Annotated in this window: 15 protein-coding genes; 7 read left to right on the top strand and 8 right to left on the bottom strand. The window is 69.0% G+C overall.

The genetic code is table 11. The annotated features are described in order from the left end of the window. Window positions 1-15: 15 nt before the first annotated feature. Window positions 16-969, top strand: coding sequence for a LysR family transcriptional regulator (locus ACFXN1_RS35680; protein WP_379400891.1), 954 nt, complete (start codon window positions 16-18; stop codon window positions 967-969). On the opposite strand, the gene ACFXN1_RS35675 is transcribed toward ACFXN1_RS35680, so the two are convergent. After that, on the bottom strand, window positions 918-1,823 hold the full coding sequence (locus tag ACFXN1_RS35675; RefSeq protein ID WP_379436894.1) for a serine hydrolase: 906 nt from the start codon (window positions 1,821-1,823) through the stop codon (window positions 918-920). The genes ACFXN1_RS35680 and ACFXN1_RS35675 overlap by 52 nt on opposite strands. A gap of 154 nt (window positions 1,824-1,977) precedes the next feature. Between ACFXN1_RS35675 and ACFXN1_RS35670 the strand changes: the two genes are divergently transcribed. Together ACFXN1_RS35670 and bla are read left to right on the top strand one after the other, a co-directional pair. Then, on the top strand, window positions 1,978-3,756 hold the full coding sequence (locus tag ACFXN1_RS35670; protein WP_379436893.1) for a penicillin-binding transpeptidase domain-containing protein: 1,779 nt from the start codon (window positions 1,978-1,980) through the stop codon (window positions 3,754-3,756). Window positions 3,757-3,892: 136 nt separating this feature from the next. Then, a complete protein-coding gene (gene bla, locus ACFXN1_RS35665) occupies window positions 3,893-4,762 on the top strand; it encodes a class A beta-lactamase (protein WP_379436891.1) in 870 nt (289 codons plus the stop codon). A gap of 26 nt (window positions 4,763-4,788) precedes the next feature. Here the strand turns inward: bla and ACFXN1_RS35660 are convergent, their stop codons facing one another. From ACFXN1_RS35660 to ACFXN1_RS35645, 4 genes are all read right to left on the bottom strand, one after another. Then, a complete protein-coding gene (locus tag ACFXN1_RS35660) occupies window positions 4,789-5,658 on the bottom strand; it encodes a hypothetical protein (protein ID WP_379436890.1) in 870 nt (289 codons plus the stop codon). Between the two features lie 35 nt (window positions 5,659-5,693). Next, window positions 5,694-6,560 carry an RNA polymerase sigma factor SigI gene (gene sigI / locus ACFXN1_RS35655; protein ID WP_379436888.1) on the bottom strand — a complete coding sequence of 289 codons (867 nt, stop codon included), beginning with the start codon at window positions 6,558-6,560 and terminating at the stop codon, window positions 5,694-5,696. A 132-nt stretch (window positions 6,561-6,692) separates the two neighbouring features. After that, the gene (locus ACFXN1_RS35650) at window positions 6,693-6,950 is read right to left on the bottom strand and encodes an SDR family oxidoreductase (protein ID WP_379436887.1); all 258 of its coding nucleotides are present in this window, start codon (window positions 6,948-6,950) and stop codon (window positions 6,693-6,695) included. Then, the gene (locus ACFXN1_RS35645; RefSeq protein ID WP_379436885.1) at window positions 6,919-7,539 is read right to left on the bottom strand and encodes a DUF4386 domain-containing protein; all 621 of its coding nucleotides are present in this window, start codon (window positions 7,537-7,539) and stop codon (window positions 6,919-6,921) included. Before ACFXN1_RS35645 ends, ACFXN1_RS35650 begins: the two co-directional genes overlap by 32 nt. Window positions 7,540-7,644: 105 nt before the next feature. On the opposite strand from ACFXN1_RS35645, the gene ACFXN1_RS35640 reads away from it, so the two are divergent. Next, the gene (locus tag ACFXN1_RS35640; RefSeq protein WP_364621118.1) at window positions 7,645-8,127 is read left to right on the top strand and encodes a MarR family transcriptional regulator; all 483 of its coding nucleotides are present in this window, start codon (window positions 7,645-7,647) and stop codon (window positions 8,125-8,127) included. A 50-nt stretch (window positions 8,128-8,177) separates the two neighbouring features. On the opposite strand, the gene ACFXN1_RS35635 is transcribed toward ACFXN1_RS35640, so the two are convergent. Next, the gene (locus ACFXN1_RS35635; RefSeq protein WP_379400883.1) at window positions 8,178-8,600 is read right to left on the bottom strand and encodes a helix-turn-helix domain-containing protein; all 423 of its coding nucleotides are present in this window, start codon (window positions 8,598-8,600) and stop codon (window positions 8,178-8,180) included. A gap of 86 nt (window positions 8,601-8,686) precedes the next feature. On the opposite strand from ACFXN1_RS35635, the gene ACFXN1_RS35630 reads away from it, so the two are divergent. Further along, the gene (locus ACFXN1_RS35630; RefSeq protein ID WP_379436884.1) at window positions 8,687-9,520 is read left to right on the top strand and encodes a class I SAM-dependent methyltransferase; all 834 of its coding nucleotides are present in this window, start codon (window positions 8,687-8,689) and stop codon (window positions 9,518-9,520) included. A 51-nt stretch (window positions 9,521-9,571) separates the two neighbouring features. Here the strand turns inward: ACFXN1_RS35630 and ACFXN1_RS35625 are convergent, their stop codons facing one another. Continuing rightward, window positions 9,572-10,276 carry a hypothetical protein gene (locus ACFXN1_RS35625; RefSeq protein ID WP_379436882.1) on the bottom strand — a complete coding sequence of 235 codons (705 nt, stop codon included), beginning with the start codon at window positions 10,274-10,276 and terminating at the stop codon, window positions 9,572-9,574. Between the two features lie 111 nt (window positions 10,277-10,387). Here ACFXN1_RS35625 and ACFXN1_RS35620 point away from each other — a divergent pair, with 111 nt between their 5' ends. Both ACFXN1_RS35620 and ACFXN1_RS35615 read left to right on the top strand, forming a co-directional pair. Continuing rightward, a complete protein-coding gene (locus ACFXN1_RS35620) occupies window positions 10,388-11,035 on the top strand; it encodes a cyclase family protein (protein ID WP_379436881.1) in 648 nt (215 codons plus the stop codon). A 135-nt stretch (window positions 11,036-11,170) separates the two neighbouring features. After that, entirely contained in the window at window positions 11,171-11,563 is a 393-nt protein-coding gene (locus tag ACFXN1_RS35615) for a hypothetical protein (protein ID WP_379388761.1), read from the top strand. A 94-nt stretch (window positions 11,564-11,657) separates the two neighbouring features. Here ACFXN1_RS35615 and ACFXN1_RS35610 read toward each other — a convergent pair whose 3' ends face one another. Further along, on the bottom strand, window positions 11,658-12,860 hold the full coding sequence (locus tag ACFXN1_RS35610; protein WP_379436879.1) for an Ig-like domain-containing protein: 1,203 nt from the start codon (window positions 12,858-12,860) through the stop codon (window positions 11,658-11,660). Between the last annotated feature and the right edge of the window lie 301 nt (window positions 12,861-13,161).

The raw sequence follows: 13,161 nt of genomic DNA, 5'->3' as shown, positions 1-13,161 counted from the left end.
GATATCGTCGGTCGGGTGGATCCGCTGCGTCAGTTGCGCTACTTCATCGCCGTGGCCGAGGAGTTGCACTTCGGCCGGGCGGCCGAGCGGCTGCGGATCGCCCAGCCGGCGCTCAGCCAGCGAATCCGCAAGCTGGAGAGCGATATCGGGGCCCGGCTGCTGGAACGCGACAGCCGGCGGGTGGAGCTCACCGAGGCGGGGCAGATCCTGCTGGTGGAGGCGCGGGACCTGATCGCACGCTGGGAGCGGGCGAAATCGCTGGTCGGCAAGGCGCATCGGGGTGAGATCGACGCACTGCGGGTGGGCGTGCCGCCCGAACTGGCGGGCCGCGTGCTGGCCGCCATCCTCACCGCGTTCGAGAGCCGCCAGGTGCGGGTGGACCTCCAGGAGCTGACCACCGCCGAACAGGTGCGGCTGCTGGCGGATCGGCAACTGGACGCGGGGCTGCTGCAGTACCCGGTGGATGTGGTCGGCCTGGATTCGGGCCCGGCGGTGGAGACCCCGCTGGGCGTGGTGCTGCCGCGCGATTCCCCGCTGGCCGCGCGGGCCGCCCTCACCCTGGCCGATCTGGCCGGGCACGGACTGGTGATCTTCCCGCGCGCCGCCGCGCCCGGCCTCTACGACGCCACCCTGCGCACCTGCTGGGAGCACGGTTTCCGCCCCACCTCGGTACAGCACGCCCGCAATCCCGAATTCGTGCTCGGCATGGTGCTTTCCGGCCGCGGCGTCGCCTTCGACCAGGGCCTGGTGGCACAGAAGGAGCCGCGCGTGGTGTGGCGGCCACTGCCCGAGGGCACGCTGACCTGGCGGCTCGCCCTGACCTGGCCCGCCGCCGCCCCGCACCCGCTGGTCCGGGAACTCGCCGACCTCATCGTCACGGTGGTGCAGGGTGACGGCGCATCCCGGCCGGCCCCGATTCAAGACACGCCGCAGCGCCGGCCCTGGGATGTGGTCGCGGGCCGGCCGTGATCGATGCGCTCGACGGCCAGTCGCGCCGCCGCGCCGATGGCCCGATCCACCGCGGGCTGCCGCCCGGCCAGGCTGTGTGACGCGGTGAAAACCGCGACCGCGTACCGGCTTCCATCCGGATACCCGACCACCCCGATCTCATTGCGGATCCCGGGCAGCGTCCCGGTCTTGGACCAGATGTCCGTGCCCGGCGGAAACGCCGACGGCAGCCGATGCCCGTACACCTGCTGCCGCATCAGATCCCGCACGAACCGGCACACCTCGGGCGAACCCGCGCGATCCTCGCCGATGAGCCACAGCAGCCGGGTCATATCCCGCGCGGTCCCGGCCGTGGTGCGCAGCGGATCCACCGCCCGCGAGCCGAACACCTCCGCCGCGCTGGATTCCGGGTAGCGCCGGGCGAATTCGTACAGGTCACGCGCCCCGATGTCCTCGGCCATGCTGTAGAGGATGTCGCGCAGCGAGCCCATGATCCGGGTGCCGGTGAGCCCGAGCTCGCGCGCCAGCGACCGCACATTCTCCACGCCGACCCGATCGAACAGCAGGTCGGCGGCGGTATTGTCGCTCACGGTGAGCGCGAAGTAGGCGGCGTCGCGCAGGCTGAATTCGACATCGTCGTGGCAGCCCGCGGTGCCGACGCCGCCCAGCCGGTCCGCCGCCGTGGCCCGCACCCGATCGGCCGGATCGAGCTGCCCCGCCGCCACCTGCCGCGCGAACTCCAGCACCAGCGGCACTTTCACCACCGAGGACAACACCGCCGGTTCGTCGGCGGCCCAGCCGAATTCGCCGTCACAATCGAAACAGCGGGCATGCACCCGGCCCTCGACACCGGCCGTCCGGAAGATCTCGTCCACTCCCCCAGCATTCCCGGTGCCCCGATCGGCCCGTCAACCGCCCGTGACGCCGCTCCAAGACACCCCGCACGCTGCGACGATATCGATTGCTATATCGGTTCTCATCCGTGTTGGTCTTGGACAGCCACCGGTGATCCATGTTGGGGTGGCTGTCATGGCAGAGTTCAGCAGGAAGGCCCTCACCGGTGTCTGCGCCGCGGCCATGCTGGTCACGGCGACGGCATGCTCCGGATCGGATGCCACGTCCGGACTGTCCAAGACGGTCGACGGCTTCGCGGACGCCCTGAACCGCGACGACGTACCGGCGGCCGCCAACGCCACCAGCGACCCGGCCAAGGCCTCCGCCGCGCTCGGCCCGCTCTACGACAGCCTGGGCAAGCAGGTGCATTTCGCGGCGAGCAAGGTCGAGAAGACCGACGACGGCGGCACCTTCACGCTGGCCGCCACCTGGAAGCTGGGCAAGGACGGCAAGAACGAGTGGACGTACACCACCTCGGGCCGGGCCACGCAGTCCGGCGGCGACTGGAAGATCCAGTGGGATCCCGCGACCGTTGCGCCCGGCCTCAATGTCGGCCCGCTGTCCTACAGCCTCGTCTACCCCGACCCCGCCAAGGTCCTCGACAGCGCCGGCGGTGATCTGCTCACCCAGCAGGTGGTGACGCTGGTCAACGTCGCGCCCGGAGCCGACCCGGCGGCCGTCGCGGCAGCACTGCAACCGGTCGCACCGGATGTCACGGCCGCGAGTCTGCAATCGGATCTGGCCGCGGCCCAGGGCAAGCCGATCACGGCGGTCACCCTGCGCGAATCCGATTACGCCACCGTCCAAGCCGCCCTCACGAACCTCGCGAATGTGACCACCGCCCAGCAGACCCGGCTGCTGGCCGTCGACAAGGCCCTGTCCTCCCCGACCTTCTCGGGCCTCTCCGACCTGTGGCAGCAGCAGGCCGACGCCGCCGCCGGCTGGGCCGTGCGCGCCCAGGGCAGTGACGGCACGCAGCGGGTGGGCGGTCCGGATCCCAAGCCGGTCACCGATATTCACACCACCCTCGATATCGGTTTGCAGCGGGCCGCCGAGGCCGCGCTGGCCCCGATCACCACCCCGGCGGCCATTGTCGCGGTGCAACCGTCGACCGGAAACGTGCTGGCCATGGCACAGAACGCGGCCGGTGACGCGCAGGGACCGATCGGGCTGACCGGGCTGTACCCGCCGGGCTCGACCTTCAAGACGGTCACCGTCTCGGCCGCGCTGCAGGCCGGCCAGGTCACTCCCGACTCCATGGTCGCCTGCCCCGGCAAGGAGAACATCGAGGGCCGGGAGATCCCCAACGACAACAACTTCGACCTCGGCCAGGTGCCGCTGCACACCGCCTTCGCCAAGTCCTGCAACACCACCATGGGCCGGCTGGCGGTCCAGCTCGCACCGGACGGGCTGACCAATGCCGCCGCCCAGCTCGGGCTCGGCATCGACTATGTGACGCCCGGACTGACCACCGTCACCGGCAAGGTGCCCACCGCCAACACGCCCGCGCTGCGGGTGGAGGAGGGCATCGGGCAGGGCAAGGTGACCGCCTCGCCGTTCGGCATGGCGCTGCTGGCCGGCGCGCTGGCGCAGGGCACGGTCCAACCGCCGACGGTGGTCCAGGGCCAGCCCGGCAAGCCCGACAGGCAGCCGCCCGCGCTGCCGCCGGGGATTGCCGATCAGGTGAAATCCATGATGCGGGAAACGATTACGGGCGGCACGGCCACGGAACTGCGTGATATTCCCGGTCTGCTCGGCAAGACCGGCACCGCCGAGTACATCGACGACAAGCACGCGCACGGCTGGTTCGTCGGCATCGATGGGGATCTCGCGTTCGCCGTCTTCATCAGTGACGCGGGCAGCTCCGAGCCCGCCGTGCAGGCCGCGGGCCGCATGCTGCGCGCCCCGCACTGACTCCCCACGACACCGATTCCGTTTCTCCTCGACACCAATTCCATACGGCGCGAGCCGAATACACCTTCAGCACTCGAAAAAGATTGAGAGGCTTGTTTTGTCGACCCTGAAACACCGTGCCCTGATTTCGCTCCTCTTGCTGACACCACTCGCGGCAGGCTGCACGTCGGCGACGAAAAGCGAAGCTGCCCAGAGCAATTCCACCTCGGTCACCAGTACCGACACGGCGATCGAGACGCTCGAGCGCGACCACGGCGCCCGCGCGGGTGTATTCGTCACCGACACCGGCACCGGGAAATCCTTCGGCCATCGCCAGGACGAGCGCTTCGGCTTCGACTCGACGTTCAAAGGCCTGGCCTGCGGCGCGCTGCTGCACGCGCACCCACTCGCCAGCGGATTCCTGGACCAGGTCATCCATTTCACCGCCGACGACGTGATCGGCGGCAGCGCCATCAGCAAGACCCGGGTCGACTCGGGCATGACGGTGCGCGAGCTCTGCCACGCGGCCATCACGATCAGCGACAATACGGCGGGCAACCAGGTGCTGAAGCTGATCGGCGGCCCGGAGGGTCTCAATACCTTCCTGCGGTCGATCGGCGATCAGGTCACCCACATGGATCGCTGGGAACCGGACCTGAACTCCAATATCCCAGGCGACCAACGCGATACCAGCACCCCCGCCGCCCTGGCCGCCGACTACCGCGCCCTGGTGCTGGGCGACGCGCTCGCCGCACCCGAGCGCGCCCAGCTGACCGACTGGCTGCTGGCCACCAGCACCGGTAAGGACCGCATCCGGGCCGGAGTCCCCGCCGACTGGAAGACCGCCGACAAGACCGGCACCAGTGACGGCCACGGAGCGGCCAACGACGTCGCCATCACCTGGCCCGCAGGCAGTTCCGCACCGCTGGTCATCGCCGTCCTGACCGACAAACCGGAGCAGACCGCCACTCCGGACAGTTCGCTGGTCGCAGCCGTCACCAAGGCGGCCGTCGGGGCCGTCCGCTAGCCCGCGGGCCCGGCAGCCGGCGCGGGTCAGGGCTGCCGGGTCGAGCTGCCGCTGGCGAGGAAGGACGAATCGCCCTGCGGGTCGGTGCTGTTCATGATGGAGATCAGGTGCGTGCCATCGCTGGCCATCGACCAGAACGACATGGTGACGGTGCCACCGGGGGTTTGGCAGGTCTGGCCGGCGGGTGCGAGTTCGGCGGTGTTGCCGTGGGCGTCCAGGGTCCACGAGCAGCCGTCGTCGGTGTGGGCGGTCAGCGGTCCGGCACTCGAATCAATCTGCACCACACCTGTTTTCGGCTGGTATCCCGGGGAGGTGAGGTTGTTCAGGTAGGCGAGATTCGTGGGGTCGTACGCCCAGGAGCCGGTGAACAACCGTGCCGCGTCACCCGGATCGGCGGCGTCGGCTCTGGTCCGCTTGCCATTGGCGAGTTCGAAATCGAAAGTGCCGTACGGGAGATAGCTGTTGGCGCGGATCACCTCCTGCTCATGCCCGTCGTGCACGGTGACGTGCCAGTAGTAGATGTTGTAGCCCGAGCCGATCACCGAGTTGAAGCAGTACTGGTCGGTGCTGGTCAGATCCAGGGCGTCGCCGTTCACCCGGAAGTGCCACGTGCAGCCCTGATCGGTGTGGCCGGTGATGTCCCCATCCGCACTCCTCGCGAAATCCACCGTCCCGACCTGCGGAAACGTCAGCAGCCCGAGGCCGAACTGCCCGACCGAGGCGATATCGGTGGCATCCGCGCGGTTGGGCTGATCGTAGTTCCAGACACCCAGGTACCGGTCCACATCGGCAGCCCGATCGGCGTGCGCGGCCGGCGCGCTCCAGGTCAGCATCATCCCGAACAGCGCCGCTACCGCGAGTTTTCCGTGCCGCGCACGAATCCTGTTGTGAGTCATGAATTCAAGACGGGACGCCCGCCCGGAAAGTTACCTCACACATCCACGGTCGCCTCGATGCTCACGATCCGATCGCCCGCAATGGTCAGCACCAGCACGCCGAACAGCTCCCGATCCCGGTAGGCCAGCAGGGCGGGCCGCCCGAACGCCGAATGCGTGACCAGCGTGACCCCGGGCCCCCAGAACGCGATCATATTGGCGGCCACCATCTCCGGCCCCCGGCTCGGCCGCGCCACGATCGGCGAGTCCGGCCGGAACGACGCGATGCCCCAGACCTCCGGATCCAGCACCGCCAGCAATTCGTCCAGATCCCCACCGGCACAGGCGGCGATGAACCGCTCGGTCACCGCCCGGTGCTCGGCCGGGGCCACCGGGCCGCCGGGCCGCCGCGCCTCCGACATCTTGATGCGAGCCCGGCGCGCCAGCTGCCGACAGGTGCCGACCGGCCGCCCGACGGTGTCCGCGACCAGCTCGAACGGCACCGCGAACACATCGTGCAGGATCAGCACCACCCGCTCGGCGGGCGCGAGGCGCTGCAGCATGCGATACAGCGCCAGCTGCACCTCCTCGTCGAGGGTGATGCGGTCGACCGGGTCGAGGGGCACGGCGTGTGCGACCGGTTTCTCGGCCTCCAGCTGCCCCGGATCCCCGGCCTGCTCGCGACGCGCTCGCGCACTGCGCAATTCGTCGAGACACAGGCGGCTGGTGACGACGGTCAGCCAGGCGCGCTCGTCGCTCACCTCGCCGGGTCGCATGCGGGCCAGCCGGGTGAACGCCTCCTGCGCGGCGTCCTCGGCCGCGCCGATATCGCCCAGCAGCCGGAAGGCCAGGTCCACCACGTACGCGCGATGCCGCCGCCAGGCTCCGGTGAACGCGTCGTCCGGCCGGTCTTCGGTGCTCATACCCATATGACGGGACATGCCCGCCGAAAGTTACCGGCCGCCTGAAACACTGAGCGGCGTGACCCGGGATGGGCCACCGCCGCTCGATCGGCGCGCTGCTCGGTTGATGACGCGATTCGGTTGGGGCGCGGTTCAATTGGTGATGCGCCCGCCCGCCACATCGATGGTGATGCCGCTCAGGTAGGACGAGGCATCCGAGGCCAGGAACAGCGCGGCCTGCGCCACATCGGCGGGCAATCCCATGCGCCGCAGCGGATGCAACGCCGCCACCTGCTGCCGCACCACCTCGGGCATGTGGGTGGCGACCTTCTCGGTCTTCAGGTTGAGCGGCAGGTGAATCGGCAGAGCGCCGGGCGGTTCAGCGCCGGGACAGTACGACTGCCACGGCAATCAGCCAGAGCAGACCGCCGAAGCGGACCACCGGCAGCAGGAAGGCGAACCCGGAGACGATCAGTGCCAGCGTGGACAGCGCGGCCGCGGCGGCGACGGCCAATCCACACCAGATCAGCCAGGTCGGCAGCTTCCGTTCCAGCAGCGCCGGAATCGCGATGCCGACGGCCAGCAGCCCGAAGCCGGCCGCGTAGGCCGGGCCGCCGGACAGGAAGCCCAGATCGGCGATCGCGCGGGCCAATTCCGGTGCGGCAGCACCGTTCAGCCTCCCGCCGGCCCAGGAGAACAGCGCGCTGAAGGTGAGCCCGCCGGCGGCGAGCGCACCGCCGATGGTGGCGATGGACGGACCGCGCAGCACCTGTTGGATGAGCCCGGCGGCAATGGCCAGCGGCGCGGCGGACAACACCAGCAGCAGCGCTCCAGCATCGATGAGCCCGGCATGCGCGGTGGTGTAGGCCAGCACATCCGCACCGCTCGCGTCCGGGTGCGGGGTGCGGGCGTTGGTGGCGACGTAGGCGATGGTGAGCGCCGCGAACGCGGCGACGGGGGCGAGAACTGCGGGGTTGGTGCGAGCGATGGTGGTGCTCATCAGCGGTGATCCTCAATCTCGGGGCGAACCGTGCTGACCCAATAATGATTACAGACTGTAATGATTGTCAATCGTCTATTATTTTCCCACTGCTACCATTCCGGCATGGATGCGAAAGATGAGGTCGCGCCGCAGCGCGCCGTGACGGCCGTCGGGTTCCTGCTGGCCCAGATCGGCGCCTATGCGGCCAATCGATTCGCCGAGCGCACAGCCACCCTGGACCTGACGCCGGCGCAGGCCGGACTGCTCCGGATGCTCATCGTGCAGCCGGGCCGCAACCAGCGTGAGCTCGCCGACGAACTGGGCATGCCGCCCAGCCGGTTCGTCCAATTCGCCGACAAGCTCGAGGAACGCGGAATCATCGAGCGCAAACGCAATCCCGACGATCGGCGGCAGCATGCGCTGTTCCTGACCGCGAAGGGACGAACCACCCTCGTCGAACTGGGCGCGGTCGCCCGCGAGGCCGAGGAGCACATGTGCCGGTCGCTGACGCCGGAGGAACAAGCACAGCTGTCCGGGCTGCTGGTTCGCCTGGCCGCCGACCATGGACTGACCCCGGGCGTGCATCCGGGCTACAAGACGGAGTGACGCCCCGCCGTGCCGTGGGATCGCTCAGATACGGTGCGGCACAGCGGTTGTCACGGCGTCAGCGCGTCGATGGTGGCGATCCGGCCCGCCATGACCTCGTGCAGCAGGCGCCGGAAGGTCGGGCATTCCGCGTGACTCGGGGCCGGGCAGGCGGCGGCGTGCCGCAGGCCGTCGCGCACCGCGGTCAATTGCGTGATGGTGCGGTCCAATTCGTCCGCCTTGCCGAGGAGCGCGGCACGGTCCACACGCAGGTCGCCCTGGGGACCGAAGGCGACGACAATGTCGTCGAGGGAGAAACCGGCGGTGCGGCCGAGCGCGATCAGGGCCAGCTGTTCCAGCACGGATTCGTCGAATTGGCGGCGAAGCCCACGCCGGCCGGTCGAGGCGATCAGGCCCCGCTCTTCGTAGTAGCGCAGTGTCGAGGCCGGGACGCCCGATCGGCGAACGACCTCGGCGATATCCAGATTGCTCACGGGATCACCTCGGAGCTTGACCTCGAGCCGACTTGAATTGGGACAGTGTAGCTCTCCGGCCCGTCCACCGACGAAGGACAGCAACCATGACGACACCGCTCGACAATGACCAATCCGCCCGCTGGAACGGCGCTTCCGGCAATGCCTGGGTCGACGCCCAGGACCTCATCGCCCAGGTGATGCGACCGCTCCAGGACATCCTGGTGACACTGACGCGCGACACCGGGGCCCGGGACGTCCTCGACGTCGGCTGCGGCACCGGCGGTACCACCCTCGCCCTCGCGCGGGAGACCGGCGCACACTGCACCGGCGTCGACATCGCCGAACCGATGATCGCCGCCGCCCGCGCCAACGCCGAGCGGGCAGGCCTGCCCGTCGACTTCATTCGCGCCGACGCCCAGACCCAGCCCTTCGAAACCGCCGCCTACGACCTCATCACCTCCCGGTTCGGGGTGATGTTCTTCGCCGACGCGGTCGCCGCCTTCACCAACCTGCGCCGAGCCACCCGGCCCGGCGGCCGGCTCGGCTGTATCGTCTGGCGCGGTCCGGAGGCGAATCCGTTCTTCACCGCGGCCGAACGCGCCGCGGCGCCGCTGCTGCCGAATCTCGAACCCCGAATCCCCGGTTCACCAGGCCAATTCGCCCTCGCCGACCACGATCACGTGGCCGGGATGCTGGCGGCGAGCGGCTGGGCCGATATCGACATCCGCCCGCTCGATGTCGACTGCGTCATGCCCGAACCTGCGCTCGTCGGTTACGTCTCGCGGCTGGGACCGGTCGGCCTGGCGCTGCTCGAGGTGGACGAAGCCACCCGGCAGCGGGTCATCGAGACCGTGCGGGCGGCCTTCGAACCCTTCGTGCACGGCGACGAGGCCCGCTTCACCGCCGCCTGCTGGCTGCTCGACGCCCGGGCTCACTGACCGGTCGCGACAGCTCCCTGCCGCGGCCGGACCTCCGGAAACTGGCGGATCTCATCGCACTTCGCTGAGCAGCCACTGGTCGCGGGGCGTGCGGCGGCGCTCGCGGCGGCTGCCGACCCGGGCGCGCATGGTGTACCGCGCGGGCTTGCTCTCCGCGGTCAGCTGGTGCCAGCCACTGCCGCCATTGATGTCGAACACGCCGATGTATCCGCCGGGCAGCAGCTGGAACGGCGCGGTGATGTGATTGCCGTAGTCGAACTGGGTGCTGCCCGCCTTGCGGAAGTTCTCGAACCAGGCGGGAAACACGAAGTCCGACACCTGGATTCCATTGATCGCGTACCCGTACTGGTCCGCCTCACAGGCGTCGGCGACCTCGTAGGCGTAGATGCGTCCAGCGGTGGCGGTGGAGAACACGTAGGCGGCCAGGTTGATATCGGGGTCACCGAGCATCTCCAGCAGCTCGTGGCTGGCCGTCACCGTCCACTGCAGGCCGGCATCGATGTCGCTGCGCGCGAACACCTTTCCCATCGGCAGACCCTCATTCGTGAGGTCGTGGTAGCCGAGCGCACCGGCCTGATCGGCGTCGTCGGAGACCACCAGCCACCAGGCGCCGGCCGGGGGCTGCGCGCCGGTCGCCACGAAACTCAGGTCGGCGTCACTCCCCCACACCGGGGCCCAGTCCCGGTGCACCTGCGTCTGCAATGCCGGGACCACGGCAGAAACCTGCGCGTCGGTCAGTACGGTACTGCGGTTCAACACGGCAATATGTATGGCAGACATAGCGATTCTCGAATTCCTCATCGGCGACTGTATTCGATCTTGCTGACTGTCATCATCGCGTGAAATCCACAGGGAGGCAGGCGGAAAGTGCGCATCATCGATCTTTCGGTACCGATTCGGTCCGGTATGCAGGTGTATCCCGGCGATCCGGAGGTCACCATCCGGCCCGCGCTCACCGTGGCCGCCGACGGGGTGAACGTGCTGCACCTCGATCTCGGGTCGCAGACGGGCACGCACGTGGACGCGCCGCGGCATATCGACGACTCGCTGCCGGCGCTGGACGAGCTGCCGCTGGACCGGTTCACCGGTCCGGGCGTGGTCATCGACGCGCGGGCGGCCGGGGCGGGCGGGGTGATCGGGCGGGAGTACTTCGCGGACCGGGTGGCGGCGGGGCAGATCGTGCTCATCGCCACCGGGTGGTCGCAGCACTGGGGCACCCACGCGTACCTGAACCATCCGCATCTCACCGTGGAGGCGGCCGAGTATCTGATCGCGGCGGGCGTGCGGACGGTCGGGATCGACGCGCTCAGTGTCGACCCGACGCCCACCGAGGAGATCCCCGTGCACCGGATTCTGTGTGGGGCGAACGCGGTCATCGCCGAGAATCTGACCGGATTGAGCGAGGTGCTCGCGGCGCAGCAGGCCGGGGAGCGGGTCGAGGTGTCGATGTTCCCGCTCAACCTGCCCGATGCGGACGGCGCTCCGGCGCGGGCCGTGGCGCGTCTCGGCGGCTGAGACAGCGCGTCTCGGAGTGTGACAGAAACACCAGTGTGTCGCATTTTGCGGCGCGGGTCACGCGATCTTCGTACACTGCTCTGGACACCGGGGAGTCGGGGCCCCGACCCATGCTCGATCCGAAGGACTTCGCACGTGAACCGCTATGCCGTAACCACTTTGCTAGCCGTTGCGGCCATTCTGCCCGCCGCGCCCGCCGCGTCTGCGGAGATCGTTCTCACCGACGCCTCGCAGACCGCGACCACGCCCGGCACCACGACGACCACCCCGGGCACCACCACGCCGGGCACGACCACCACGCCGGGCACGACGACCGACCCGACCGCGGACAGCAACCCGATCGAGTCGGATGTCAATTTCGGGTCCTCCGCCATCAAGCTCGGCGGCGCGACCGGTTCGGCGACCACGGGCTCCTCGAAGGGCGGCTGCACCGTCGCCGGCAGCGCGGCGGCGCTCGCGGGCTACGCGGGACTGGGCTGCGGCAACCTCAATGGCGGCGGCGGCATCGGGCCGGGGACCATCGGCTGACCCCCACCCCCGAGATCGAGCGCGTCCCAAGGGGCATCGGCGAACACGCTGATGCCCCTTCGGCGCGTCCGCGATCAGCGGCGGGCGTCGGGGATCAGCGGTTGTCGTCGGCGTTGCCGGCCTTCCACTGCTCCCACGGAATGTTCCAGTCGCCCAGCCCGTCCAGACCGGACAGCGTGCCGCCGACGGTGTTCTTGACGATGGTGATGTCGCCGCGCTTGACGTTGTCGTACACCCACTTGGCGTCGGCCGGGCTCAGATTCAGGCAGCCGTGGCTGGTGTTGACCGAGCCCTGTGCGCCCACCGACCACGGGGCCGAGTGGAAGAAGATGCCGGAGTAGGAGATCCGCGTCGCCCAGTCGATCGGGGTGCGATACCCGGCCGGCGAGCTCACCGGGACGCCGTAGGTGGAGGAATCCATGATGATCTTGTCGAACTTGTCGCCGACGATGTAGACACCGTTGTCGGTGGGCGTGGAGTTCTTGCCCATCGAGGTCGGCATGGTCTTGATCACCTCGCCGTTGCGCTCGACGGTCACCATCTTGGTGTCGTCGTCGGCGCTGAAGACGGTGGCGTCGCCGACGGTGAAGCTGGAGTGGATGTCACTGTCGCCGACCAGGCCGTTGCCGAGATCCCGGCCGTAGGCGTTCACCGCGATGTCGACCTTGGTGCCCGGGGCCCAGAAGTTCTGCGGCCGCCAGCGCACCTCGCGATTGTTGACCCAGTAGAAAGCGCCCTCCACCGCGGGCGTGGTAGTGATCTTGATCGCCGCCTGGGCGGCCCTGCGATCCGGAATGTTCTCGTCGAACTGCACGGCCACCGGCTGGCCGATACCGACCACGTCGTCCTCCGCCGGCAACAGGTACGGGTGGGTGCGGTTATTGGGCGAGATAGTGGTGAAACTCATAGTCGAATTGGTCGCCCCGCCAAGGCCGATCGCGTCGACGCTCAACTTGTAGGTGCGCCCGAATCCCAGCTGCTCGGTCAGCCGCCACGAACGGCCGTCCGCCGCCAGCTCGCCGGGTACCGGCTTGCCGTCCGGACCGGTGAGCGCCACGGTCGCGAGCTGGCCGTCCTCCACCTTCAATGTCAGCTCCCCCGGTGACACCCCTTTGTCGCCGTCCTTCACCGGCGAGATCAGCTTCGGCTTCATGAGCTCGCCGATCGGATTGGAATCGATTGCCACCGTCGAGGATTGACCCTTACCCCCCGACGAGCACCCGACCAGCGCCAACGTCAGCACGGACACCACCACCCCGACACCCAGCAGCCGTCGCCGCCCCCGACCTTCACTCATCGCAACCCCGCTTCACGTCTCGGTGCACAACCGGCCACCGCACTACTCCCGGCCCCGACCACGCCTGTTCGATCACCACGCCCACCCCATCCGACCGAGACCCCCGCCCTGGCAGTCACAACCACCCCGGCTTCCAACCAAGCGTCCCGGCCACAGGGGCTTCGTCCGAAACATCCGTGATCACCCCCGCCGCGTTAACAACTCCCCAACCCTCCACAAACCCGCAGCTCAGATACCCGATTTCACTTTCCGCACTCCACCCTGTTAATGTTCTTCTCGCACCGCAGAGCGGCCCAAGCGA

It is taken from the genome of Nocardia sp. NPDC059154, assembly GCF_042755705.1.
Lineage (GTDB): Bacteria > Actinomycetota > Actinomycetes > Mycobacteriales > Mycobacteriaceae > Nocardia.
The sequence above is the reverse complement of the archived record's forward strand: the minus strand, read 5'-3'. Positions and strand labels throughout refer to the sequence as shown.